Consider the following 23942-nt stretch of genomic DNA (forward strand, 5'->3'; position numbering starts at 1 on the left):
GCCAACTACACCGCTTTGTAACTTGCTTCTAAAGTATCTTTTAACGGCATCCAGCGAAAAAAGCGATCGCCGCCTCTTTCTATCGCTATTTTCACTCTTGGCTCTAGTTGAGGCAAGGAAGCCAAATACTCTACTTCTTGATTTGAAAGCAAATGCCCTTCCATCATCCACAACACCAACCCTTTGGATTTTGGAGGCAAATTTTCTAAATGGTAATTGACTATTGGTGGCAAGTAGTACACTCTAATATCTTTTTTGCCTAAGTGAGCGGGGCGCACTCCATGGACTCCAGTTAGATACGCCGCCAAGTCTCCCAAGCCACGGGCAGTCATTTGTAAGGTTGTATAGCCTGCCGCCCGGATTCTTCTTTGGTAGCGTCCTTCATAACCACCCTCCGGCGGCACGTACAAACCCAATGCCCCCGATTTTTCCAGATCTCGAATCAGTTGCTTGCCAGTGGTAATTAGCGCCATTACTTTTGTTGTCAACTACTTACTTAATGTTTTTATTATCTCTAGGGATGGAGCTAAAATCAGCTTGTTAAAGATTTATTCTATTACAGGAATCGACACTTTTTCTAATTCCCACAATCGTAGTTGCCAATTTGCCCATACTCATCTACACTATTAGATTGTGGTCAAAATTGCTTAGTTTAACTGTCAAGAATAGCCTAGTTAGTTTGGATAAACATGGATAAACAATTGTTTTATCCGCCAACCATCGAGCTAGATAGAGCAACAACAGTTCAACTATAAATAACAGCCCAAAAGCCAGGAATAACAAGCTAATTTATAGACTTGTTGTTAGCACATTAAGTGCGGGATACTAAGCGGATTGATGCGCTTAAGTCCTCAAAAGAGCCTGGAACTTGTAGAAGCGATTTCTTGCTAATGTTGGCAATTGCTTAACAATCATCAAATTGCGGAAGTATTCGCAATTTTTAAAAGAATCTCAATTAATTTTGAGGTTCTAACTAGATTGACCTGTGCTGCAACTAAGCATAAATTGTTGCGATCGCTCAGAAATCAAAACCATCGGTAGTGCAAACATTGTTTGCAGTCCGATTTCTATCCCACGCATGAAAAAAGGAGAACCAGTTACCCGTGTCTGTAGGTATCCTCGGCACCAAGCTGGGCATGACTCAAGTTTTTGACGACACAGGAAAAGCTATCCCTGTAACTATCGTCCAAGCTGGACCATGCACTGTTACTCAAGTTAAAACAACTCAAACTGATGGTTATAGCGCCATCCAAGTTGGATTTAAAGAAGTAAAGCCAAAATCGTTAAACAAACCAGAATTGGGGCATTTGAGCAAATCTTCAGCGCCTCCTTTGCGTCATTTGCGCGAGTATCACGCTGATAATTCCAGCGAATTTACTCTTGGTCAACAACTTACCGCAGAGATGTTTGCCGCCGGGCAAATTGTCGATGTCACAGGTACAAGTATCGGTCGGGGTTTTGCTGGTTATCAAAAACGGCATAACTTTGGTCGTGGACCGATGTCTCACGGTTCCAAAAACCACCGAGCGCCAGGTTCTATTGGTGCGGGTACAACCCCCGGTCGTGTCTATCCCGGCAAAAAAATGGCGGGACGACTAGGTGGTAAGCGCGTCACTATTGGCAAGCTAATCATCGTTAGAGTAGACCCAGAACGCAATTTGTTATTAATCAAAGGGGCAATTCCTGGCAAACCTGGCGCGTTACTAAGTATTTCGCCAGCTAAAAGGTTAAAACGCTCCACTTAAAAAGTAAAAGTCAAATCGATGGCTGAACGCGCAAGCGTAAGCTATTACGAGGTAAGCCAATATGGTTGATTGTGTAGTAAAAAATTGGCAAGGAGAGGAAGTTGGACAAGCAACTTTAGAATTAAAAGTTGCTAAAGACCAAACCGCTTCTCACATCGTCCACCGCGCCTTAGTGCGTCAACTAGCAAATGCTAGACAAGGTAATGCTTGTACAAAAACCCGCGCGGAAGTCCGAGGCGGCGGTCGCAAACCTTGGCGACAAAAAGGCACAGGTCGCGCCAGAGCGGGATCAATTCGTTCTCCCTTGTGGAGAGGGGGCGGTGTAACTTTTGGTCCCAAGCCAAGAGACTTTGAAACCAAAATGAACCGCAAAGAGCGTCGTTTGGCGCTAAGAACGGCATTTTTTAGTCGTACAGATGACATGGTTGTGGTCGAGGAATTTGGCGATCAGTTTTCCCGACCAAAGACAAAAGAATTGATGAATGCGATCGCCCGATGGGGAATTGAGAGCAGCGCCAAAATTCTGTTGATTGTCACAGAGCCAAATCAAAACATTTATTTATCGGCTCGTAACGTTGCTGGTTTAAAGATGTATCCGGCAAATCAGTTAAATATTTACGACGTGCTAAATGCCGACAAAATTGTAACTACTGCCGCCGCTTTAGCAAAAATTCAGGAGGTTTATAGTGACGCAGTTTGACGAGCGGAATCTACCTGACTTAGTGCGCCGCCCAATTGTGACGGAAAAAGCAACGTTGCTAATGGAGCAAAACAAATACACTTTTGAAGTAACTCCCCAAGCAACCAAGCCCGCAATCAAAGCCGCTATCGAAAGCTTGTTTCAAGTCAAGATCCTTAAAGTAAATACCTATATGCCGCCGCGCAAACAAAAGCGAGTCGGCAAGCATACCGGGTACAAATCGCAATACAAAAAAGCGATCGTTACTTTAGCTCCTGGCGATGAAGAAAAAATTAGACAAGCTCTGTTCCCAGAAGTGTAGTTAGTTATCAGTTCAAAGTGTCTTAAAAACTCCAACCTTAAAACTCAAAACTACTAATAATTATGGGTACTCGTTCTTATAAACCATATACTGCCAGCACTCGCCAATGTACCGTTTCCGACTTTGCGGAAATTACTACAAGCGAACCGGAGAAAAGCCTAACTTACACCGTTCATCGTCCTAAAGGTCGTAACAATCGCGGTGTAATTACTAGCCGTCGTCGGGGTGGCGGTCACAAGCAACTTTATCGTGCAATCGATTTTAAGCGCGATAAGCATAATATTCCTGCAAAAGTAGCAACAATTGAGTACGATCCCAATCGCAACGCTCGAATTGCTTTGTTGTATTACCGAGATGGGGAAAAAAGATATATTCTTCATCCCGCAGGTTTAGCTGTCGGCACAATAATTATTTCTGGTCCTGATTCGCCCTACGAAGACGGTAACGCTCTACCCTTAGCGAATATTCCTTTAGGTACAAGCGTCCACAACGTCGAGCTTACCGCCGGAAAAGGCGGGCAAATCGTTCGTTCTGCGGGTGCAAGCGCTCAAGTTGTAGCCAAAGAAGGCGATTACGTCACTCTCAAGCTACCTTCTGGGGAAGTTCGTTTAATCCGCCGCGAATGCTACGCAACTTTAGGACAAGTAGGCAACTCGGAAGCTAGAAATCTCAGCGCTGGTAAAGCCGGACGCAACCGTTGGAAAGGTCGCCGCCCCAAAGTTAGAGGTAGCGTCATGAACCCTGTAGACCACCCCCACGGAGGTGGTGAAGGTAGAGCGCCGATTGGTAGACCGGGACCTGTAACTCCTTGGGGTAAACCAACTTTAGGAGCCAAGACTCGGAAAAAGAAAAAAGCCAGTAGCGCTCTAATTATCCGTCGTCGGCGCAAATCCTCGAAACGCGGTAGAGGCGGTAGAGAGTCTTAAATCATTTTGGGTTTTGAATTTTGCCCTAAAACTAAAAACTAATTCCTCAACTCAAAACGATTAAATTATGGGTCGCTCACTAAAAAAAGGTCCTTTCGTAGCCGATAGCTTACTTACCAAAGTAGAAAAGCTAAATGCCAAAGGCGAAAAACAAGTAATCAAAACTTGGTCGCGTGCTTCCACAATTTTGCCCCAAATGGTCGGTCATACGATCGCAGTCCACAACGGCAGACAGCACGTACCAGTGTTCTTAAGCGAACAAATGGTTGGACACAAATTAGGCGAATTTGCCCCAACTAGGACGTTTCGCGGTCACTCCAAAAGTGACAAAAAAGCAGGGAGATAAAGCTCTTAGCCCCCTAAGAGCTATAGGAGAAAATTATGGCTGCTGATACAAAAGAAATCAAAGCGATCGCTCGTTATATTCGGATGTCCCCCTTTAAGGTGCGCCGAGTTCTCGATCAAATTCGCGGGCGCTCCTACCGAGAAGCATTAATAATTCTTGAATTTATGCCTTATCGCGCCTGCGATCCAGTCCTCAAGGTACTGCGAAGCGCCGTCGCCAATGCCGAGCATAACGCCGGACTCGACCCCGCCGAACTGAAAATCTCTCAAGCCTTTGCCGATCAAGGTCCCGTACTCAAACGCTTTCAACCAAGAGCGCAAGGTCGGGCGTACCAAATTCGCAAACCAACGTGTCACATTACTGTGGCTGTTGCGATCGGCGCACCAAGTAAATAATCATCACCCAAGGACTCCTTATTTGTGGGACAAAAGATAAATCCAGTCGGTTTCCGCCTGGGTATTACTCAGGAGCATCGCTCGCAATGGTTCGCCGATCCGCATCGCTATCCTAGCCTGCTCCAAGAAGACTACAAGCTTCGACAATACATAGAAAAAAAACTCGGTCGGCTTGCAGCTAACAATGCTGGAATCGCTGAGGTCAAAATTTCTCGTAAAGCCGACCAAATCGAATTAGAAGTAAGTACCGCTCGTCCCGGTGTAGTTGTAGGTCGTGGTGGTACAGGCATTGAAGCTTTGCGTACCGGACTCAACGAACTACTCGGCGGCAATCGCCAAATTCGCATCAACGTGGTAGAAGTACCTCAAGTTGATGCCAACGCTTACCTAATCGCGGAATACATCGCCGGGCAACTAGAACGTCGGGTTTCCTTCCGTCGCGTAGTTCGCCAATCGATCCAACGCGCTCAAAGAGCAGGAATTCAAGGCATTAGAATTCAAGTCGGTGGTCGTCTCAACGGTGCAGAAATTGCCCGGACAGAGTGGACTCGCGAAGGTAGAGTGCCTTTACATACTTTACGCGCCGATATTGATTACGCCTACTGCACCGCTAAAACAATTTACGGCATCTTGGGAGTAAAAGTGTGGGTCTTCAAGGGTGAAATTATCCCCGGACAAGAACAAAAACCCACTCCTGGCGAAGATACTCAACCGCGCCGCCGCACTCAACAACGCCGTCGCCAACAGTTTGAAGACCGTTCCAACGAAGGAAATTAGTACATAGTTTAATAGCTATTGCTGTTTCCCCTACTGCCCACTTCCTGATTAATGTCATGTTAAGTCCCAGAAGAACAAAATTCCGCAAGCAACAGCGCGGACGAATGAGAGGACTAGCTACTAAAGGTAGCACCCTAAACTTTGGCGATTATGGCTTGCAAGCTCAAGAACCCTCTTGGATCACTTCCAGGCAAATTGAAGCCAGTCGTCGAGCAATGAACCGTTACCTGCGTCGTGGTGGCAAAATCTGGATTCGGATTTTCCCCGACAAGCCTGTAACCATGCGTCCCGCCGAAACTCGGATGGGTTCTGGTAAAGGTTCGCCCGAATTTTGGGTAGCCGTAGTCAAGCCGGGACGAATTTTATTTGAAATTACTGGCGTTCCCGAAGCTACAGCCCGCGAAGCCATGCGCCTTGCTTCTCACAAGCTGCCAATTCATACCAAGTTTATTATGCGCGAACAATTGGAGGAAGGATAAATAATGGCACTTCCAAAAATTTCGGAAGCACGAAGCTTAAACGACCAGGAACTTAATGAGGAAATTATTGCCGTCAAAAAGCAATTATTTCAGTTGCGGCTGCAAAAAGCCACCAGACAGCTAGAAAAACCTCATCAATTCCGCCACGCCAAACATCGGTTAGCGCAGTTACTAAGTGTAGAACACGAACGCAAACGCGCAGCCACCGCAGCCGCAGTACCAGAGTAAGTAATTATGGCAGTCAAAGAAAGAGTTGGCTTAGTGGTGAGCGATAAAATGCAGAAAACGGTGGTAGTTGCCATCGAGAACCGCTCTCCTCACCCCAAGTACGGCAAAATTGTAGTCCGCACCGAGCGCTACAAAGTTCACGATGAAGAAAATAAATGTGTAGTGGGCGATCGCGTCCGCATCCAAGAAACCAGACCTTTGAGCAAAACTAAGCGCTGGGTTGTAATTGATATCCTCAATCGGACGGTAGCTACTACTGAAGCTACAGAGGAGGCGCAACCGTGATTCAACCCCAGTCTTATCTCAACGTTGCTGACAATAGCGGCGCGAGAAAGTTAATGTGTATCCGTGTCTTGGGTGGTGGTGGTGGCAATCGTCGCTATGGCAACGTTGGCGATGTAATTATCGCTGTTGTTAAAGATGCTAGTCCCAACATGGCAGTCAAAAAATCCGATGTCGTCCGTGCGGTAATAGTCCGTACTCGTAAAGGGATGAATCGCGATAGCGGTATGTGCATTCGCTTCGACGATAATGCAGCCGTAATTATCAACGCCGATGGCAATCCTAGAGGCACTCGTGTCTTTGGACCTGTGGCGCGGGAACTAAGAGATAAAAACTTTACTAAAATTGTTTCTTTGGCTCCAGAGGTACTGTAATGGCAACAACCAAGCAATCAAACAAGCTGCCCCAACGGCACAAAATGCACGTCAAAACTGGCGATACCGTGCAAGTAATTGCTGGTAAAGATCGCGGCAAAGTCGGCGAAGTTGTCGAGACTTTTCCCAAAACCAGCAAAGTCACAATCAAAGGCGTGAATATTAAAACTAAACACGTCAAACCCCAACAAGAAGGTGAGTCCGGTCGGATTGTTACCTCCGAATTTCCCATTCATAGCTCGAATGTGATGCTGTATTCGACTAAGCAAAACGTAGCTAGTCGGGTTTGTTACACCTTCAACGAAGAAGGACGCAAAGTCCGGATGCTCAAAAAAACTGGGGAAAAACTGGATAGGTAGCACGGCACGTGCCTGATTCAATTTCACCCTATTATCAGCCCTGACCAAGACCAGGGAAAACTATCGCGAAAACTATGGCAACTCGACTTAAAAGCTTATACCAACAAACAATTGTTCCCAAATTAGTTGAACAATTTCATTACCCAAATATTCAAGAAGTCCCCAAAGTGATTAAAGTCACGATCAACCGGGGTTTGGGAGAAGCAGCGCAAAATGCTAAATCTTTAGAATCTTCTTTAAGCGAAGTAGCTTTGATTACCGGACAAAAACCTGTAGTCACTCGTGCTAAAAAAGCGATCGCTGGCTTCAAAATCCGCCAAGGAATGCCCGTCGGATTGATGGTGACTTTGCGTGGCGATCGGATGTACGACTTTTTAGACCGCCTAATTGGTTTATCTTTACCTCGAATCCGCGACTTTCGCGGCATTAGCCCCAAAAGCTTTGACGGACGCGGTAACTATACTTTGGGCGTAAGAGAACAGCTAATATTTCCCGAAGTGGAATATGACAGCATCGATCAAATTCGCGGCTTAGATATTTCAATTATCACCACAGCCAAAACTGACGAAGAAGGTCGTGCTTTGCTAAAAGAAATTGGAATGCCTTTTCGAGATCAATAAAATTGTAAAGAGGAAACGATGGCGGCTAACGACACAATTGCAGATATGCTGACGCGCATCCGCAACGCCAATATGGCACGGCATCAGGTAACGCGAGTGCCAGCAACAAAACTAACTCGCAATATTGCCAAAGTGCTGCAAAGCGAAGGCTTTATTGCTGAAGTTGGCGAAGAAGGAGAAGGAATCAGATGCAACTTGACGATCGCCTTAAAATACAAAGGTAAAAATCGTCAACCCTTAATTAACGCTTTAAAGCGGATCAGCAAGCCAGGCTTGCGCGTCTATGCCAACCACAAAGAGCTACCGCGCGTATTAGGTGGGATCGGCATTGCGATTATTTCCACTTCTAGCGGCATCATGACCGACCGCGAAGCCCGCCGTCAAGGATTGGGGGGCGAAATTCTGTGCTACGTCTGGTAGAACCATTAGCGGTAAATAGTTCCCTAGGGCTAACAGCTAATAAATAGGAGTATTGAGTTATGTCTCGAATTGGTAAGCTTCCCATTACTGTCCCCAATAAAGTTACTGTCACAATTGATGGGGCGCACGTCGCTGTTAAAGGACCTAAAGGCGAACTATCCCGCATCCTTTCTAATGCAGTAACGGTAGAACAAGAAGGCGATACCCTACTTGTTAAGCGGCGCGATGAATCCCGCCCATCCCGGCAAATGCACGGTTTATCGCGTACTTTGGTTGCCAACATGGTTGAAGGAGTCTCCCAAGGATTTCAGCGCCGTTTGGAAATTCAAGGCGTAGGCTACCGCGCCCAAGTCCAAGGACGTACCCTAACTTTAAACGTAGGCTACAGCCATCCCGTAATCATTGAACCCCCTGACGGCGTAACAATTGCCGTAGAAACGAATACTAACGTGATCGTTAGTGGTTTTAATAAAGAAGAAGTAGGCAATACCGCCGCCAAAATTCGCGCCGTTCGTCCTCCTGAGCCTTACAAAGGTAAAGGTATTCGTTACGCCGGAGAAGCGGTTAGACGTAAAGCTGGTAAGACAGGTAAGAAGTAAAAATGAAACTCACTCGCCATCAATCAAAAATCCGCCGACACCGCCGCGTTCGTGGCAAAGTTTTCGGCAGCCAAGAACGCCCTCGGTTGTCAGTTTTTCGCTCCAATCAACATATTTATGCTCAAGTCATAGATGATACTCAGCATCTAACAATGGCTGCCGCTTCTACTGTAGAAACGGCGGTAAAGTCTTTAGAATTAGGTGCTACTTGCGCCGCTTCCACTGAAGTAGGCAAATTGATTGCTACTAGAGCCTTAGAAAAAGGCATCTCCAAAGTTGTATTTGACCGGGGGGGAAACCTCTATCACGGTCGGATTAAAGCCCTTGCCGAAGCCGCACGCGAAGCTGGCTTAGATTTTTAAAGCCAATATCTACTGAGGAATATAAATTATGGCAACCGAACGGCGCAAAAATAAGCGCACAAAAGAAAAAGAAACCACTTTCCAAGAGCGGGTAATTCAAATTCGCCGCGTCAGCAAAGTAGTTAAAGGTGGTAAAAAACTCAGCTTCCGAGCCATTGTAGCGATCGGCAACGAACGCGGTCAAGTTGGTATCGGTGTTGGTAAAGCTGGCGATGTGATCGGCGCAGTCAAAAAAGGCGTAGCTGATGGTAAAAAACACCTGATCGACGTGCCAATTACAAAAAGTAACTCTATTCCCCATCCTACAAATGGTGTAGGCGGCGGAGCAAAAGTTATGATGCGTCCGGCAGCGCCGGGAACTGGGGTAATTGCTGGGGGTGCAGTCCGTACTGTATTGGAACTAGCAGGAGTCCGCAATATCTTAGCCAAGCAACTCGGCTCAAATAATCCGCTCAACAATGCACGAGCGGCGGTTAATGCGCTTTCCACTCTCCGCACTATGTCTGAAGTCGCCACCGATCGCGGCGTACCAATTGAAAATCTTTACACTACTTAACTACCATGCGATTAAACGATGCCAAGCCACAAAAAGGCTCAAGAAAACGCTCTAGCCGCTTAGGGAGAGGAATTGCTGCCGGACAGGGAGCAAGTGCGGGTAAGGGGATGCGCGGACAGAAAGCTCGTTCTGGTAGCGGTACTAGACCCGGCTTTGAAGGCGGACAGCAGCCTTTATATCGTCGCGTTCCCAAATTGAAGGGCTTTCCACTGGTCAACCGCAAAGTTTACACTACAATTAATGTCTCCAAACTTGCCGCTTTAGCTGCCAATACCGAAGTAAACGTTGCTTCTTTAAAAGCCGCAGGGATTCTGACGGCTCTTAAAGGCTCGTTGAAAATATTGGGCGATGGCGAATTAACTGTACCGCTTACAGTGCAAGCTGCCGCTTTCACAGCATCAGCTAAAAGCAAAATCGAAGCGGCTGGGGGCAGTTGTCAAGTAGTATAACTGGGCTAAATTTCTAGCACGTTTTAGCCGCAAACAATGCAGTGCCAAAATAATTAAAAAGGTACTTTATGATTAGTCGAGATAAAGCCCCAACTGCTCAAGAAACTTTTATGCAGATGGCACAAACCGCCGGACTTAGAGGACGGCTGTTTGTCACCATTGGGATATTAATATTGGCGCGTCTTGGTGTGTTTTTACCCATTCCAGGAATCAATCGCGAACAATTTACCCAAGCCGTACAAAATAATAACGCTATTATTGGCTTTTTAGACATTTTTTCCGGTGGCGGACTTTCTACGTTAGGCATTTTTGCTTTAGGCATTTTGCCTTACATTAACGCCTCGATTATTATTCAACTGTTAACAGCAGCCATCCCAGCTTTAGAAAATTTACAGAAAAATGAAGGAGAAGCAGGTAGACGGAAAATTTCGCAAATTACCCGCTATGTTTCCTTTGGTTGGGCAGTTTTGCAGAGTATTTTTATCGCCGCTATTTGGGTGCGTCCTTATGCGATAACTCCGGGGCCTGCTTTTGTGATTCAAACAGCGATCGCACTTGTAGCAGGTTCTATGTTCATTATGTGGGCATCGGAGCTAATTACAGAGCGCGGTGTCGGAAATGGGGCATCTTTGCTGATTTTTGTCAACATTGTCGCTGCTTTACCCAAATCTTTGGGCGATACGATTACTTTTGCTCAAACTGGTGGTAGAGCCGCCGTAGGTCGGGTTGTTGTCCTTCTATTGGTGTTTTTAGTCACCATTGTTGGCATTGTTTTCGTTCAAGAAGCCAGCCGCAAAATTCCCATCCTTTCCGCTCGTCGCCAAGTCGGCAGAAAAGTCCAAGAAGAACGGCGCAGTTACTTACCTCTCCAGTTAATTCAAGGGGGAGTAATGCCGATTATCTTTGCTTCTAGTATTTTGATTTTGCCAGCATTTTTAGCTAATGCTACCGGAAATCAAACTTTAAGCAATATTGCTACCAATTATCTTAGCCCTGGCGGCTCTGCTCCTTGGGCATATGCGCTAGTTTATCTAGTTTCCATCGTTTTCTTTAGTTATTTTTATGCGTCTTTGATTGTTAATCCCGTCGATTTGTCGCAAAACTTGAAGAAAATGGGCGCTAGTATTCCTGGTATTCGTCCAGGAAAAGCAACTAGCGAGTATGTAGAAGGGGTTCTAAATCGCTTGACGTTACTAGGTGCGCTGTTTTTAGGAGTAGTGGCAATTATTCCCACGGCAGTAGAAAGTGCGGTAGGCGTGCCGACTTTCCGAGGTTTGGGCGCAACTTCCTTACTAATTCTCGTCGGTGTGGCGATTGACACGGCTAGACAAGTTCGCACTTATGTGATTTCTCAGCGCTACGAAGGAATGGTAAAACAATAGTGGCAAGATTGATTTTTTTGGGTCCTCCTGGTGCTGGTAAAGGAACCCAAGCCCTAGCTTTAGCTGAAAAGTTGCAGATTCCCCATATTTCCACAGGTGACATCTTGCGTCAGGCGTTGAAAGCGCGCTCGCCTTTGGGTGTAAAAGCCCAGGATTACATGGATCGTGGCGAATTAGTTCCGGACAACTTAGTCCAATCTATGGTCGAAGAACGCCTTTACCAAGGCGATACTGATTCCGGTTGGATCTTGGATGGGTTTCCCCGCACCGTCAGCCAAGCGGAGTTTTTAGACAGATTACTGCAAAAACTTGGTCAAGGTAGCGTTCGAGTTGTCAATTTAGATGTACCAGACGATATTTTAATCGAGCGGCTTTTAGGTCGCGGTCGTCCTGATGACACCGAAGACGTGATTCGCCGTCGCTTGGAGGTTTACCACGCCGATACTGCACCTTTAATTGGCTTTTATCGCGATCGCCAACAACTGGTTTACGTTAATGGCAATCAACCTTTAGGAGCCGTTAACACCGATTTGCATCAAGTAGTAGCCGCTTAGTTGACAAATCTACCTAAATTTGATAATCAAACTTTAGCTTGATGCTAGATAAGATATATTAATAAGAAGTGGAATTGTTTTAATTGCTATGCTATACAGCCCTTAGCTGTGGGTAGTTAAACAGCCAGTAGAATTGAGGAAAATATCACTTGTCTAAACAAGATTTGATTGAAATGGAAGGCACGGTTACAGACTCGTTGCCTAATGCTATGTTTCGAGTAGCACTTGATAATGGGTTTGATGTGTTGGCTCACATCTCTGGAAAAATTCGTCGTAATTACATCAAAATTTTACCAGGCGATCGCGTCAAAGTTGAATTGACACCCTACGACTTAACTAAAGGCAGAATTACCTACCGCTTGCGGAAAAAGTAGCGATAGCAAAATTAAAGGGGACTTTAGTTTAAGAATCTGTACTATAAATAATCAAGCGTGATATAATTTAGAGTTTGTAATAAAGCAACAGTAATGAAAGTTAGAGCGTCAGTCCGTCGAATTTGTGAAAAGTGTAACGTTATTCGCCGTCGCGGTCGAGTAATGGTAATTTGTTCTAACCCAAAACACAAGCAGAGACAAGGTTAGACCGTTAAATACAAAAAATATCGAGCTTTTTAGCACCGCCAAATTAGGGAGAAAAAAACGTGGCACGGATTTCTGGTGTAGACCTTCCGCGTGATAAGCGTGTCGAAATCGGTCTTACTTACATATATGGAATTGGATTATCGCGGTCAAAAAACATTTTGACAACTACCGGGGTAAATCCAGATACTCGCGTCAAAGATCTAAGCGATGCAGATGTTACCGCCCTGCGGGGTGCGATCGAATCTTACCAAGTCGAAGGAGACTTGCGCCGCTTGGAATCAATGTCGATCAAGCGGTTAATTGATATTGGAACTTATAGAGGTCGCCGCCACCGTATGGGCTTACCTGTGCGCGGACAAAGAACTCGTACCAATGCCAGAACCAGGCGTGGCAGACGGCAAACCGTTGCTGGGAAGAAAAAAGCACCCAGTGGCAAGTAATACAATTAGTTCCTTTACTCAGCATTATTTAGCTTATTTTCAGTTATGGCGCGACAAACAAACAAAAAACCTGGAGCTAAGAAGCAAAAGCGCAACGTACCCAACGGCATCGCTTTTATCCAGTCTACTTTCAACAACAGCATCGTCACGATCGCCGATCAAAACGGTGATGTAATTTCCTGGGCATCTGCCGGATCTAGCGGTTTTAAAGGCGCGAAAAAGGGAACTCCCTTTGCTGCTCAAACCGCCGCCGAGAGTGCCGCCCGTAGAGCCGTAGACCAAGGAATGCGGCAAATAGAAGTTATGGTAAGCGGACCTGGCTCCGGTCGAGAAACAGCAATTCGAGCCTTGCAAGGAGCAGGACTTGAAATTACGCTAATTCGGGATATTACCCCCATTCCTCACAACGGTTGCCGTCCACCCAAGCGCCGTCGAGTCTAAAAAAGCTCCATTGCTTTATAGGCATCATTAACAAGTAAAGGTAAATACTCTGCCCGATAGTGGCAGCTAATATAAGGGAGGTTACTCCGTGGCGCAATATCAAATTGAATGTGTCGAGTCTAATACACAGGAACATCGGAGTCTATATAGTAAATTTGTCCTGGAGCCTCTCGATCGCGGTCAAGGCACTACGTTGGGTAACGCTCTAAGGCGAATTTTGCTATCAAACCTAGAAGGTACGGCAGTAACTGCCGTTCGGATTGCTGGAGTCAATCACGAATTTGCTACCATCCCAGGAATGCGCGAAGATGTGATAGAAATCCTTATGCGGATGAAGGAAGTAGTATTAAAAAGCTACTCCTCTCAACCCCAAATTGGACGACTATTAGTTACAGGTCCAACTATAGTTACCGCCGCTCACTTCGACTTGCCTTCGGAAGTGGAAATCGTTGACCCCAATCAGTACGTGGCAACGTTGGCTGAGGGCGCAAAGCTGGAAATGGAATTTCGCATCGATCGCGGCAAAGGCTACCGCACGATCGAACGGGGACGCGATGAAGCAACGTCTTTGGATTTTCTGCAAATTGATGCTGTATTTATGCCCGTCCACAAAGTCAACTACAGTGTCGAAGATGCCCTTGTAGATGGCTCTGCTGCAAAAGATCGGCTGATTTTGGAAATCTGGACAAATGGCAGCGTCACTCCCCAAGAATCGCTCTCGGCAGCAGCTAGTATTTTAGTTGAATTATTTAATCCACTAAAAGATATTTCTCTAGAGGCAATGCAAGACGAGTTGCCTACCGATGAAGACCCAACTAGCCAAATCCCCATTGAAGAACTGCAATTGTCGGTTAGAGCTTACAACTGTCTCAAACGAGCGCAAGTAAACTCGGTTGCCGATTTATTGGACTACACCCAGGAAGACTTGCTAGAAATTAAAAACTTTGGGCAAAAATCTGCTGAAGAAGTAATCGAAGCGTTGCAAGTACGCTTGGGTATTACTTTACCTCACGAAAAATCACCCAAGCCTAGCTAGAATTCGCGTTCACCTCTCAAATAATTACTCCCTAATTGTTATGCGCCACCGCAATAGTATAAAAAAACTTGGCAAACCTGCCGACCAACGCCGCGCTCTACTCCGAGCTTTAACTACAGAATTAATCCGGCACGGTCGGATTACCACAACTAAAGTTAGAGCTAAAGTAGTGCGCCAAGAAGCCGACAAAATGATTACTTTAGCTAAAGAAGGTTCTTTAGCCGCTCGTCGTCAAGCAATGGGCTATATCTACGACAAGCAGTTGGTTCACGCTTTATTTGAGCAAGCACCTACTCGTTACGGCAGCCGTAATGGTGGCTATACCCGTATTATGTCAACTATGCCCCGTCGTGGCGATAATGCCCAAATGGCAATCATTGAACTTGTGTAAGCTAAAATATGGTTGCCTTGCCTTCCCAAACGCCTAAACATAGAGTAGCCTTAGTAATTCAATACTTAGGTACTCATTTTTATGGCTGGCAAAGGCAACTACAGCAGCGTACCGTTCAAGCGGAGATTGAAAAAGTCCTAAAAAAAGTTTTGGGGCATCAAGTGACGCTGCACTGTGCGGGAAGGACTGATACAGGGGTTCATGCTGCTGCCCAAGTCGCCCACTTTGAGCATAGTAGCTTAATTCCAGCACAGCGTTGGGCATCGGTGTTAAATGGCTACTTACCCGCCGATATTTTAATCCGGGCAAGTGAATCCGTTAGCGAATCCTGGCACGCTCGTTTTAGCGCCCAATGGCGGCGATATCGCTATACGCTTTATACCAACACTAGACCAAACTTGTTTGTTAGTCCGTTTAGTTGGCATTATTATTATGCGCCTCTAGATGAATACTTGATGCAAGCGGCATTAAAGACACTGCTCGGAACCCATCATTTGGCTGCCTTTCACCGGACAGGCTCAAAGAGATCGCATTCTTGGGTAGAAGTGCAACAAGTAAAATGCGATCGAGATTGTGACTTTATTCATATTGAGATTCAAGCAAACGGGTTTTTGTATGGCATGGTACGACTACTGGTAGGGCTACTGGTGCAAGTAGGTACGGGCAAGCGGAGTTTGGATAACTTTACGGAACTTTGGCAGCAAGAGCGCCGAGAAGAAGTAAAACACGCCGCCCCCGCTTGCGGTTTATGTTTGCTGCGCGTCGGCTACGAAAACTCACCTTTTCCCCCGGAAGTCTGGTATGACACTATGCCTAAATTAGTTTTGCCATCTACCTAAGATGATGACGCTACTCAATTAAATTTTACAGGATACTTAAAAATGGAAAAAACTTATCTTCCACCCCAAGACACGATTAACCGCGACTGGTATATAGTTGATGCCGCAGACCAACGTCTCGGACGACTAGCTAGTGAAATTGCGATGGTTTTACGCGGCAAAAACAAGCCCGAATTTACCCCGCATATGGATACAGGCGGCTTTGTAATTGTAGTTAATGCCGAAAAAATAGTTGTTACAGGCAAAAAGCGCACCCAAAAGCTCTATCGCCGTCACTCTGGGCGACCAGGGGGGATGAAAACCGAAACCTTTGCTAAACTCCAAGCCCGGATTCCAGAACGAATTATCGAGCAAGCAGTAAAAGGAATGCTACCTAAAAGTAGTTTAGGCAAGCAACTATTTACTAAGCTAAAAGTCTATGCTGGCGGCGATCATCCCCACTCGGCTCAGCAACCCCAAGAGTTAAAAATTCAAACAATCCCAGGAGCAGATAAATAATGCAAGCAGTAGAAGCTAATAGCGGTCGTGCCGTGTACTGGGGTACAGGTCGTCGTAAATCCTCCGTAGCACGGGTACGCCTAGTACCAGGTAGCGGTCAATTGACGGTTAATGACAAACCTGGTGATTTGTATTTTCAGTTCAACGCCAACTATATTTCTGTCACCAAAGCACCCCTAGAAACTTTGGGGTTAGAAAATGAGTACGACATTTTGGTCAATGCTCATGGTGGCGGCTTAACAGGACAGTCAGACTCAATTCGCTTGGGTGTTGCCCGCGCTTTATGCAAGCTCGACCCCGACAATCGCCCACCTTTGAAAAAAGAAGGCTATCTTACCCGCGACCCAAGAGCAAAAGAGCGGAAGAAATACGGACTGCACAAAGCTCGTAAAGCTCCTCAGTTCTCGAAGCGTTAAAAATATGGAATTGAGTTTTGAGTTAATTCAAAACTCAATCCTAGACTGGGTAATAACAATCAAAGCTACAATAAATTAAGTAAATTCTTCACCAAGACAATGGCAAAACCAGACATTCATCCTAAGTGGTATCCAGAAGCAAAAGTTTATTGCAACGGCGAAGTTGTAATGACTGTAGGCTCTACCAAGCCAGAGTTACACGTTGATGTATGGTCGGGAAATCACCCCTTCTATACGGGTACGCAAAAAATGATTGACACCGAAGGACGTGTTGAGCGGTTTATGCGTAAGTACGGCATGATGGAAGCCGAGCCAGAGACGGCTCAAGAAGATAAAAAGTAGCGTTGGTTAGCTTTTAGCTCGTTGCTAGTCTAACTAATCTATCCTTCTTGAACAATTACGCGACTTCTCGTTATGGCTGAAACTTACCTATTAGACAAACTCAAGTCTGTCGAGCAAACCTTTAATGAACTAAACCGTCGCCTTGCCGATCCTGAAGTTGCTAGAGATCCTGATGAGACTCAACGGGTGGCTAGGGCGCGTTCTTCTTTGGAACCAGTAGTTAATAGCTACGAAGATTGGAAAAACACCACGGAAGAATTAGCAGGCGCTCGTCAGGTACTTAAAGAATCAGCCAGCGACCCCGAACTTCAAGAAATCGCTGCTAGTGAAGTTCAGGAATTAGAAGCTAAGTTAGAGCAACTAGAAATTCGTTTAAAAATGTTGCTCTTACCTCGCGATCTTAATGATGATAAAAACATCATGCTAGAAATTCGTGCCGGAACTGGAGGCGACGAAGCTAGTATTTGGGCAGGGGATTTAGTGCGGATGTACTCGCGCTATGCGGAAGTTCAACGCTGGAAAGTAAAGCTAGTCAGCGAATCTCTAGCCGAAATGGGCGGCTTTAAAGAAGCTGTTTTAGAAATTCAGGGCGACCAAGTTTATAGTAAGTTGAAGTTTGAAGCTGGCGTTCATCGGGTGCAGCGCGTACCGTTAACTGAAGCTAGTGGACGAGTTCATACTTCTACCGCCACCGTTGCTGTAATGCCAGAAGTGGACGAAGTAGAAATACATATCGATCCCAAAGATATTGAAATGAGTACCGCTCGTTCGGGCGGTGCGGGCGGGCAAAACGTCAACAAAGTAGAAACCGCTGCCGACTTGTACCACAAACCAACAGGCATTCGGATCTTTTGTACCGAAGAACGCAGCCAGCTACAGAATAAAGAGCGGGCGATGCAGATTTTGCGGGCGAAGTTGTATGAAATGAAGTTGAGAGAACAGCAAGAAGCTGTAACTTCCATGCGGCGACTTCAAGTAGGGACGGGATCGCGCTCGGAGAAGATCCGTACTTACAATTACAAAGATAATCGGGTTACTGACCACCGTTTGGGACAGAACTTTGTCCTCAATCCAATAATTGAAGGCGACTTAGAAACCATCATCCAGTCGTGCATTTCTCAAGATCAGCAAGAGCGCTTGGCAGAACTTGCCGCTTCTAGTTCTGGAGTATAAAAAAATTGCCCTTTATTGAGTTTCCTTGGGCAGAGCAGGAAATTGTAAGGTGAAAACTGACAGCCTTTTTTACCGATTGTTTCAGGAGTTTCCTGATATCTTTTTTGAACTTATCGGTAGTACACCAGAAGTTGCTAATAATTATCAGTTTTCATCGGTGGAAGTCAAGCAAACGGCTTTTCGCATTGATGGGGTTTTCCTTCCAACCCTGGAAAGTAATCGCATTTACTTTGTTGAAGTCCAGTTTCAGCCTCAGCAAGAATTTTATTCACGCTTTTTAACCGAAATCTTTTTGTATCTGCGGCAAAACAAGCCAGAAAATGACTGGAGTGCGATCGTTTTGTACCCCAGTTCAAGTACAGATACAGGAAATATCAAACATTACCAAGAATTTTTTGATAGCGGGCGGATTAGACGCATTTATCTTAACCAGTTAAGCGGAGAAGTTTTTGAAAACTCTTTAGGAGTTAGAACTATCAAGTTGATAGTTGCTCCAGAATCAAAAACTGTTGAGCAAGCAAGAGAGTTAGTAGATCGAGTTAGGCAACAAAGTGGGCAACTGCAACAGGAAAAATTTATACAATTAATAGAGACAATCTTGGTCTATAAGTTGCCTAACATAAGTAGGGAGGAAATAGAGGCAATGTTTGAGTTAAGCGATTTGAAAAAGACGAAAGTTTATCAAGAAGCCAAACTAGAGGGCAAACTAGAGGGCAAGCTAGAAGGCAAGCTAGAAGGCAAGCTAGAATCTGTACCGGGATTCTTAGCGCTAGGATTGGCTGTGGAACAAATAGCACAGGCACTAGGCTTGAGCGTAGAGCAAGTTAGAGGGGTTGCTCAAAATCAAACCCCAGAGTGAACTTAGTCAGAGAAAAGCGCGATCGCACCCCAATCTTGGATTTACAGCAATAACATGGCAGTTACTACCCAGCAATTGATTAAATGGAAACAACAAGGGCGACCAATTGTTGCCTTAACTGCTTGGGATTATGTTGTTGCCCAGTTGTTAGATAATGCGGGTGTTGATTTAGTTTTAGTGGGTGATTCTTTAGCAACAATTCTAGGTTATGAAAATACTCTACCTATAACCCTAGAAGAGATGCTCCATCATGCTAAAGCAGTGCGTCGAGGAGTAAAAAACGCTCTACTTGTCGTCGATTTACCGTTTTTGACCTACCAAGAAAGTCCTCAACAAGCGCTACATTCGGCGGGACGGGTATTGAAGGAAACGGGCGCTCAGGCGGTAAAGTTGGAAGGTGGTTATCCCGCAATGGTTGAAACTGTTGCCTATTTAGTGCAAGCAGGGATTCCTGTCATGGGTCATGTAGGTTTGACACCTCAATCTATCCATCAAATAGGACTGCGACAACAGGGAAAGACTGAAGAAGCAGGGAAAAAAATTTTAAACAGTGCGAGCGCCCTGCAACAAGCTGGAGCTTTTAGTATGTTGTTAGAACATATCCCAGCCTCTTTAGCTTTACAAATTACCCAAAAATTAACTATTCCCACGATTGGTATTGGTGCGGGCGTTGATTGCGATGGTCAAATTTTAGTTACCGCCGATTTATTGGGTCTTTCGGAACAGCAACCGCCTTTTGCTAAGACTTATGCCAATTTACGAGAACAAATTGCGAGCGCCGTACAAAATTTTGGGCAAGATGTTCGAGAACGTAAGTTTCTTTAGCTGTTTTGCAAGCAGGCAGAAGGGAATAAATTTTCTGGCTGCTTGCTTTTATACTAAGAAATGCGATCGCTATGGATGGGCAAAGTACAACAATTGACTTCATCTAAACAAACTTTACCCCACTGCAATGCCCAACGTACAAGCTCCACCCGGTTATTCGCTCCTGTTTTGTCGAGAATATTACTAATATGATTATCGACGGTACGCTTGCTAATTTCTAACTCGTCAGCTATTTTTTCGTTAGTTAAGCCAGCAGCCACTAATTCGATAATTTGCATTTCTCTGTCAGATAGAGATGCGGGGGTTTGAGACTCGCTAATAGCCATGACTTAATTTTATTCCTTTAGTATATTTACTTAGTAGGCTCCTTCTTAATTCTAGAGGATGCTTGTAGAGTCAGACTTTGCGCTAGCAGCGATTGCATGACAATTTTTACTGTTTTGGCGACAACCATGCTATCTCGTACTGCAAAAATTTGCTTATTAGTATTATTTTTTACTTTTGCTTTACTAACAAATACTGGTGAAAGTATAGCTGAAGTATCGGGAAAAAATGCAGTGCAAAATCCCTCACCAGAAACTACCCAACTTCGTCCCCTCCTTGATGCGACTACTATTCCCGCCGAAAAAGTAAACAAGTTCGTGCAGGCATATTTGCAAGTTTGGCAGCTCATTTCTCGTCGTGGAGGCGAACTCCAAGCGGCAGAAACAGAATTAGAATCATTGCGGATCGCTCAAGAAATTGAAACTGAGGCGTTTTCGATAATTGAGCAAGCAGGTTTGACAAATCAAGAATACTTACAGCTATTGGGGCTTGCAAATATCGATCCCGAATTTGGAGAAAGGGTAGCAACTGGGTTGCAGGAAGCAAAAAACTAAGTTGTTTGTAAACTGCGGCTAATCCGTCAGATAATAGCTATATTCTGCTGACTTATTTGGAATGCTGCTATGAGCAATCCTCAGATACTTTGCCTTGGTGAAATTTTATTCGATCTATTAGCTGACCAAATTGGGCGATCGCTCGATCTAGTTGAATCTTGGACACCCTACCCCGGCGGCGCACCAGCAAATGTAGCTTGTGCGTTAATTAAATTAGGCTCTACCTCTGGCTTTATTGGCTGCATTGGGGAAGATGAACCGGGAAATCAATTAATTCAAGTTTTAAGAACCTCCGGGGTAGATATAAGTGGGGTACAGCGACACAAAACCGCACCCACAAGACAAGTTTATGTTGTGCGTACCGAAACAGGCGATCGCATTTTTGCTGGATTTGGCGACTTGGATACTACAGAATTTGCCGATACCCAGTTGCAAGCTGATAAATTACCCGAAAAACTATTTGCAGAAGCAGATTTTCTTGTCTTGGGGACGATCGCGCTTGCTTATCCTCACAGCCATGCAAGCGTCTATCGTGCTTTACAATTAGCAGAACAGTATGATGTTAAGGTAGTTTTGGATGTTAACTGGCGACCTGTTTTTTGGCAGCAAGATGTTGACACCGCGCGGCAAATTATCCAAAAAATATTTAATAAAATTGACTTTCTCAAACTTTCCGCCGAAGAAGCACAACTGCTATTTGACACTACAGATCCTGGCGCAATCACGTACCGGGTAGAAACCCTAGAGGGCGTGGTAATCACCGATGGCGAAAACGGTTGCAGTTATTGTTTATCTGAAAATGAGGGAAAAGTTCCCGCTTTTTCTATCCCTGTAGTCGATACAACGGGAGCGGGAGATAGCTTTGTGGCGGGGTTTGTTCATCAACTATCGCAACTCGGAATTGCTAGTCTTAGCGATCCAGCGACCGCCAAAAAAGTAGTAATCTATGCTAGTGCGGCAGGAGCGTTGACAACTTTAAAACCCGGTGCGATCGCATCTCAACCTACGGCGGCAGAAGTTGAAGCTTTTTTAGATTCCCAGTAATTAGTTTAGCTATCCTATCTTTACTTAAAAGATGGGATAGCAATCGAGTTTAGGCGGCGACGTTTGAAGCTAGAGGATCGGTAATTGTGTCAGATGGTACGGAAAATTCCCCCGTTAGCACATACTCTAAGCGCAGTTTAAGCCAAGTAATAAACTGAGGATTAGTTGAAATAATTGCAGTAGGTTCAGGGGGACATTGAGCTTTAACTGCTGCCATTTCTGGCGCTTCTAAAAAAGCTGGTTGCTTGACTAACCAAAAATCAATAGTTTTTTCATTTTCATGATAGTTGCGAGTGCGTTCAGTTAACACTTCGTCAATTGGTTCTTCTACCAAAAAGCGATCGCTCGCCAGCACATAGTAATACATCTGCATAGTTCTAATATCAAAAATTCGATTTTACCCTAGAGGAGTCGCCTCTACTTACTTTCCTTGCATTGCTTGCTTCATTTCTCTTACGGCTCGTTCTATTCCTACCATTGCAGCGCGGCTAATAATCGTATGACCGATATTAAGTTCTTCCATCCCTGGAATACAAGCTACTGGGTAGACATTCCAGTAAGTTAAGCCGTGACCAGCGTTTACGCGCAAACCCGCCTCTATTGCTTGCTTGCAGCCCTTAGCTAGTATTGCCAATTCCTTTTGACGACTTGCTTCATTTTTTGCCTCTGCGTACTGTCCTGTATGCAGTTCAATAAATTTAGCCTTCACTTTAACCGATGCGGCAATTTGAGCCTCATCTGCATCGATAAACAAACTGACAGGAATACCCGCAGCTTGTAATTTGTCTACTATTTCACCAATGCGATCGCTCTGACTAACAATATTTAACCCTCCTTCGGTGGTTACTTCTTCCCGTTTTTCTGGAACCAAAGTTACATAATCGGGTTTGACATCTAAGGCAATACTTACCATTTCATCGGTAGCCGCCATTTCTAGATTAAGATGCGATCGCACGGTTTGCCGCAATAGACGTACATCCCTGTCTTGGATATGTCGCCGATCTTCGCGTAGATGTATAGTAATTCCATCCGCACCCGCCAATTCTGCCAATACCGCCGCCGCTACTGGGTCAGGTTCTACGGTGCGCCGTGCTTGCCTAATTGTGGCAATATGATCGATATTTACTCCCAGCGTTAGCAATTGTTATCTCCTTTTTCGTGCCAATTTCTTATTAGCCAAGGCAAAATAAAAAATAGGTTTAATACATTTGTTCTATGAAACTGCAAATTTTAGCAACTATAACTATACTCGCTACCACAGCGCTCAACTTCCCCGTCAAAGCTCAATCAGTAACTCCACCAAATTCAGACAATCAAGTCTTGAATGCTTGCGTCCAAAACCGAGCGGAAACCTTACCTGTACCTTTTAGCGATGTTTCTCCCGATCATTGGGCTTTTAAAGCTGTGATGACTATGCACTATTGCGGGGCTTTCCGCCAAGCTACGCCCCCGGCTTTATTTGAGCGACTTAAACCGACTCAAAGCCAAACGCAGTCTCAAACAGAAAGCCAACCGCAAGTAACACCAAAGACAAATTAAGCTGCGGCTAAATCTGGTACGTTAGCTGGGGATTCCTCAACTTCTTGAGGGACACCCTCTTGGACTAAGTTAGGTGGTTGTCCCTTTGGCTGCAACAAGCCACCAATCATCGCTAACATCGCGTTTACTTTACGAGTGCGCCACTTGTCTACCAATTCTTGTACGTCCGCCGCACTCATCCGCCGCCTCATTGCTTCGTAGAGGTAAGCTGCATGACCTGTTTCGTCACTAGCAACGCTAAGTAAGCTCTTTTTGAGATTGCGGCTTGTTGCTTCATCTTCGGGAAGAACCTTTGCCATCCGTGCAAAGTCTTTACTCGCATCTAGTTCCAAAATGTAGGTACTACCGATAAATACATTCCAGTCTATGTTCTCTGGTTTTAGTTGCTCAGAAGTGTAACCTTCAAAAAAAGCATCAAAAAAAGGACTGCGCTGGGTAGATTCGGCTTTTTTCGGCTGGCTTTTAAAGTCAATAACTTGTTTGTTTATTTGCTTCAAAGCGTGGGCAAATATTTGTCCGTGTCTTTTTTCATCTTCGGCGTGTTGGGCTAGTTTTTCCGACATCCAGATGTCGCCTTCGGTCGCTGCCCGTGCGCTAAGTTTTTGTAGCATAGGTACAGCGCCAGATTCCGCAAGCTGGAACATCGCCAGCGTATTCGGGCGAGTTTGAGGATCGCGGATTTGACGGGCAGTGAAATAAGCCACGCCACTAGACCCAACTAGGTGCAAAATGTGAGTAATCAAGCTCATGAGTGTTTGCGCTGTAAGTGAGAAGTCTACTTTACTT

The 23942-nt window shown here is 45.2% G+C and carries 41 protein-coding genes; 36 read left to right on the forward strand and 5 right to left on the reverse strand.

The window, feature by feature from the left end; translation table 11 throughout:
• Positions 1–5: 5 nt before the first annotated feature.
• Complete coding sequence (ndhN, locus tag AC2VE5_RS07985; protein ID WP_486887239.1) at positions 6–473, reverse strand: NAD(P)H-quinone oxidoreductase subunit N; 468 nt, start codon at positions 471–473, stop codon at positions 6–8.
• Between the two features lie 630 nt (positions 474–1103).
• On the opposite strand from ndhN, the gene rplC reads away from it, so the two are divergent.
• The 33 genes from rplC to panB all read left to right on the forward strand — a co-directional run bounded on the left by rplC (position 1104) and on the right by panB (position 19695).
• Positions 1104–1745 carry a 50S ribosomal protein L3 gene (rplC, locus tag AC2VE5_RS07990; protein ID WP_486887240.1) on the forward strand — a complete coding sequence of 214 codons (642 nt, stop codon included), beginning with the start codon at positions 1104–1106 and terminating at the stop codon, positions 1743–1745.
• A gap of 61 nt (positions 1746–1806) precedes the next feature.
• Positions 1807–2445 carry a 50S ribosomal protein L4 gene (gene rplD, locus AC2VE5_RS07995; RefSeq protein WP_486887241.1) on the forward strand — a complete coding sequence of 213 codons (639 nt, stop codon included), beginning with the start codon at positions 1807–1809 and terminating at the stop codon, positions 2443–2445.
• Entirely contained in the window at positions 2432–2746 is a 315-nt protein-coding gene (locus tag AC2VE5_RS08000) for a 50S ribosomal protein L23 (RefSeq protein ID WP_486887242.1), read from the forward strand. Before rplD ends, AC2VE5_RS08000 begins: the two co-directional genes overlap by 14 nt.
• Before the next feature lie 62 nt (positions 2747–2808).
• Positions 2809–3672: a 50S ribosomal protein L2 gene (gene rplB, locus AC2VE5_RS08005; RefSeq protein ID WP_486887243.1), complete on the forward strand. Its 864-nt coding sequence runs from the start codon at positions 2809–2811 to the stop codon at positions 3670–3672.
• A gap of 67 nt (positions 3673–3739) precedes the next feature.
• Positions 3740–4018: a 30S ribosomal protein S19 gene (gene rpsS / locus AC2VE5_RS08010; protein WP_486887244.1), complete on the forward strand. Its 279-nt coding sequence runs from the start codon at positions 3740–3742 to the stop codon at positions 4016–4018.
• A gap of 35 nt (positions 4019–4053) precedes the next feature.
• Positions 4054–4413, forward strand: a complete 360-nt coding sequence (gene rplV / locus AC2VE5_RS08015) for a 50S ribosomal protein L22 (RefSeq protein ID WP_486887245.1) — start codon at positions 4054–4056, stop codon at positions 4411–4413.
• Between the two features lie 24 nt (positions 4414–4437).
• Positions 4438–5190, forward strand: coding sequence for a 30S ribosomal protein S3 (gene rpsC, locus AC2VE5_RS08020; protein ID WP_486887246.1), 753 nt, complete (start codon positions 4438–4440; stop codon positions 5188–5190).
• Between the two features lie 56 nt (positions 5191–5246).
• Complete coding sequence (gene rplP, locus AC2VE5_RS08025; protein WP_486887247.1) at positions 5247–5669, forward strand: 50S ribosomal protein L16; 423 nt, start codon at positions 5247–5249, stop codon at positions 5667–5669.
• A gap of 3 nt (positions 5670–5672) precedes the next feature.
• Entirely contained in the window at positions 5673–5897 is a 225-nt protein-coding gene (rpmC, locus tag AC2VE5_RS08030) for a 50S ribosomal protein L29 (RefSeq protein WP_486887248.1), read from the forward strand.
• A 6-nt stretch (positions 5898–5903) separates the two neighbouring features.
• Positions 5904–6182 (forward strand): 30S ribosomal protein S17, encoded by a 279-nt coding sequence (rpsQ, locus tag AC2VE5_RS08035; protein ID WP_486887249.1) that lies wholly within the window; start codon positions 5904–5906, stop codon positions 6180–6182.
• Complete coding sequence (gene rplN / locus AC2VE5_RS08040) at positions 6179–6553, forward strand: 50S ribosomal protein L14 (protein ID WP_486887250.1); 375 nt, start codon at positions 6179–6181, stop codon at positions 6551–6553. Before rpsQ ends, rplN begins: the two co-directional genes overlap by 4 nt.
• Positions 6553–6912: a 50S ribosomal protein L24 gene (gene rplX, locus AC2VE5_RS08045; protein ID WP_486887251.1), complete on the forward strand. Its 360-nt coding sequence runs from the start codon at positions 6553–6555 to the stop codon at positions 6910–6912. Before rplN ends, rplX begins: the two co-directional genes overlap by 1 nt.
• A gap of 74 nt (positions 6913–6986) precedes the next feature.
• Complete coding sequence (rplE, locus tag AC2VE5_RS08050; protein WP_486887252.1) at positions 6987–7532, forward strand: 50S ribosomal protein L5; 546 nt, start codon at positions 6987–6989, stop codon at positions 7530–7532.
• Between the two features lie 18 nt (positions 7533–7550).
• Positions 7551–7952 carry a 30S ribosomal protein S8 gene (gene rpsH, locus AC2VE5_RS08055; RefSeq protein ID WP_486887253.1) on the forward strand — a complete coding sequence of 134 codons (402 nt, stop codon included), beginning with the start codon at positions 7551–7553 and terminating at the stop codon, positions 7950–7952.
• A gap of 59 nt (positions 7953–8011) precedes the next feature.
• On the forward strand, positions 8012–8551 hold the full coding sequence (gene rplF, locus AC2VE5_RS08060; RefSeq protein ID WP_486887254.1) for a 50S ribosomal protein L6: 540 nt from the start codon (positions 8012–8014) through the stop codon (positions 8549–8551).
• A gap of 2 nt (positions 8552–8553) precedes the next feature.
• A complete protein-coding gene (gene rplR, locus AC2VE5_RS08065; protein ID WP_486887255.1) occupies positions 8554–8913 on the forward strand; it encodes a 50S ribosomal protein L18 in 360 nt (119 codons plus the stop codon).
• A 28-nt stretch (positions 8914–8941) separates the two neighbouring features.
• Positions 8942–9469, forward strand: coding sequence for a 30S ribosomal protein S5 (gene rpsE / locus AC2VE5_RS08070; RefSeq protein ID WP_486887256.1), 528 nt, complete (start codon positions 8942–8944; stop codon positions 9467–9469).
• 5 nt (positions 9470–9474) lie between these two features.
• Positions 9475–9918, forward strand: a complete 444-nt coding sequence (gene rplO / locus AC2VE5_RS08075) for a 50S ribosomal protein L15 (protein WP_486887257.1) — start codon at positions 9475–9477, stop codon at positions 9916–9918.
• Between the two features lie 68 nt (positions 9919–9986).
• A complete protein-coding gene (gene secY, locus AC2VE5_RS08080; protein WP_486887258.1) occupies positions 9987–11300 on the forward strand; it encodes a preprotein translocase subunit SecY in 1314 nt (437 codons plus the stop codon).
• Positions 11300–11854: an adenylate kinase gene (locus tag AC2VE5_RS08085; RefSeq protein ID WP_486887259.1), complete on the forward strand. Its 555-nt coding sequence runs from the start codon at positions 11300–11302 to the stop codon at positions 11852–11854. The genes secY and AC2VE5_RS08085 overlap by 1 nt, the downstream gene beginning before the upstream one ends.
• Before the next feature lie 149 nt (positions 11855–12003).
• Entirely contained in the window at positions 12004–12228 is a 225-nt protein-coding gene (gene infA, locus AC2VE5_RS08090) for a translation initiation factor IF-1 (RefSeq protein ID WP_045054257.1), read from the forward strand.
• Positions 12229–12321: 93 nt separating this feature from the next.
• Positions 12322–12435: a 50S ribosomal protein L36 gene (gene rpmJ / locus AC2VE5_RS08095; RefSeq protein WP_071994138.1), complete on the forward strand. Its 114-nt coding sequence runs from the start codon at positions 12322–12324 to the stop codon at positions 12433–12435.
• Between the two features lie 59 nt (positions 12436–12494).
• Complete coding sequence (gene rpsM, locus AC2VE5_RS08100; protein ID WP_486887260.1) at positions 12495–12875, forward strand: 30S ribosomal protein S13; 381 nt, start codon at positions 12495–12497, stop codon at positions 12873–12875.
• 45 nt (positions 12876–12920) lie between these two features.
• A complete protein-coding gene (gene rpsK, locus AC2VE5_RS08105; protein ID WP_009634234.1) occupies positions 12921–13316 on the forward strand; it encodes a 30S ribosomal protein S11 in 396 nt (131 codons plus the stop codon).
• A gap of 88 nt (positions 13317–13404) precedes the next feature.
• A complete protein-coding gene (locus AC2VE5_RS08110; protein ID WP_486887261.1) occupies positions 13405–14352 on the forward strand; it encodes a DNA-directed RNA polymerase subunit alpha in 948 nt (315 codons plus the stop codon).
• A 40-nt stretch (positions 14353–14392) separates the two neighbouring features.
• On the forward strand, positions 14393–14743 hold the full coding sequence (rplQ, locus tag AC2VE5_RS08115; protein ID WP_486887262.1) for a 50S ribosomal protein L17: 351 nt from the start codon (positions 14393–14395) through the stop codon (positions 14741–14743).
• An 8-nt stretch (positions 14744–14751) separates the two neighbouring features.
• Positions 14752–15582 carry a tRNA pseudouridine(38-40) synthase TruA gene (gene truA, locus AC2VE5_RS08120; RefSeq protein ID WP_486887263.1) on the forward strand — a complete coding sequence of 277 codons (831 nt, stop codon included), beginning with the start codon at positions 14752–14754 and terminating at the stop codon, positions 15580–15582.
• Positions 15583–15624: 42 nt separating this feature from the next.
• Positions 15625–16080, forward strand: a complete 456-nt coding sequence (gene rplM / locus AC2VE5_RS08125) for a 50S ribosomal protein L13 (protein ID WP_009634230.1) — start codon at positions 15625–15627, stop codon at positions 16078–16080.
• Positions 16080–16496: a 30S ribosomal protein S9 gene (rpsI, locus tag AC2VE5_RS08130; RefSeq protein WP_486887264.1), complete on the forward strand. Its 417-nt coding sequence runs from the start codon at positions 16080–16082 to the stop codon at positions 16494–16496. The genes rplM and rpsI overlap by 1 nt, the downstream gene beginning before the upstream one ends.
• 99 nt (positions 16497–16595) lie before the next feature.
• Positions 16596–16838: a 50S ribosomal protein L31 gene (rpmE, locus tag AC2VE5_RS08135; RefSeq protein WP_486887265.1), complete on the forward strand. Its 243-nt coding sequence runs from the start codon at positions 16596–16598 to the stop codon at positions 16836–16838.
• Positions 16839–16910: 72 nt separating this feature from the next.
• Positions 16911–18011, forward strand: coding sequence for a peptide chain release factor 1 (prfA, locus tag AC2VE5_RS08140; RefSeq protein WP_486887266.1), 1101 nt, complete (start codon positions 16911–16913; stop codon positions 18009–18011).
• A gap of 49 nt (positions 18012–18060) precedes the next feature.
• Positions 18061–18870, forward strand: a complete 810-nt coding sequence (locus AC2VE5_RS08145; RefSeq protein WP_486887267.1) for an Rpn family recombination-promoting nuclease/putative transposase — start codon at positions 18061–18063, stop codon at positions 18868–18870.
• Positions 18871–18924: 54 nt separating this feature from the next.
• Positions 18925–19695 (forward strand): 3-methyl-2-oxobutanoate hydroxymethyltransferase, encoded by a 771-nt coding sequence (panB, locus tag AC2VE5_RS08150; protein ID WP_486887268.1) that lies wholly within the window; start codon positions 18925–18927, stop codon positions 19693–19695.
• 53 nt (positions 19696–19748) lie between these two features.
• On the opposite strand, the gene pedR is transcribed toward panB, so the two are convergent.
• A complete protein-coding gene (pedR, locus tag AC2VE5_RS08155) occupies positions 19749–20021 on the reverse strand; it encodes a photosynthetic electron transport-dependent transcriptional regulator PedR (RefSeq protein WP_009634224.1) in 273 nt (90 codons plus the stop codon).
• A gap of 96 nt (positions 20022–20117) precedes the next feature.
• On the opposite strand from pedR, the gene AC2VE5_RS08160 reads away from it, so the two are divergent.
• Both AC2VE5_RS08160 and AC2VE5_RS08165 read left to right on the forward strand, forming a co-directional pair.
• Entirely contained in the window at positions 20118–20573 is a 456-nt protein-coding gene (locus AC2VE5_RS08160) for a DUF4168 domain-containing protein (protein WP_486887269.1), read from the forward strand.
• A 69-nt stretch (positions 20574–20642) separates the two neighbouring features.
• Positions 20643–21617 carry a carbohydrate kinase family protein gene (locus AC2VE5_RS08165; RefSeq protein ID WP_486887270.1) on the forward strand — a complete coding sequence of 325 codons (975 nt, stop codon included), beginning with the start codon at positions 20643–20645 and terminating at the stop codon, positions 21615–21617.
• Between the two features lie 49 nt (positions 21618–21666).
• Here the strand turns inward: AC2VE5_RS08165 and AC2VE5_RS08170 are convergent, their stop codons facing one another.
• Both AC2VE5_RS08170 and AC2VE5_RS08175 read right to left on the reverse strand, forming a co-directional pair.
• A complete protein-coding gene (locus AC2VE5_RS08170) occupies positions 21667–21990 on the reverse strand; it encodes an MgPME-cyclase complex family protein (RefSeq protein ID WP_486887271.1) in 324 nt (107 codons plus the stop codon).
• 48 nt (positions 21991–22038) lie between these two features.
• Positions 22039–22758 carry a pyridoxine 5'-phosphate synthase gene (locus AC2VE5_RS08175; protein ID WP_486887272.1) on the reverse strand — a complete coding sequence of 240 codons (720 nt, stop codon included), beginning with the start codon at positions 22756–22758 and terminating at the stop codon, positions 22039–22041.
• 74 nt (positions 22759–22832) lie between these two features.
• On the opposite strand from AC2VE5_RS08175, the gene AC2VE5_RS08180 reads away from it, so the two are divergent.
• Positions 22833–23156, forward strand: a complete 324-nt coding sequence (locus tag AC2VE5_RS08180) for an S-layer protein (RefSeq protein WP_486887273.1) — start codon at positions 22833–22835, stop codon at positions 23154–23156.
• On the opposite strand, the gene AC2VE5_RS08185 is transcribed toward AC2VE5_RS08180, so the two are convergent.
• Entirely contained in the window at positions 23153–23905 is a 753-nt protein-coding gene (locus AC2VE5_RS08185) for a ferritin-like domain-containing protein (protein WP_486887286.1), read from the reverse strand. The two genes, AC2VE5_RS08180 and AC2VE5_RS08185, sit on opposite strands and share 4 nt — an antisense overlap.
• Between the last annotated feature and the right edge of the window lie 37 nt (positions 23906–23942).

This window comes from Aliterella sp. E5.1 (assembly GCF_057473825.1).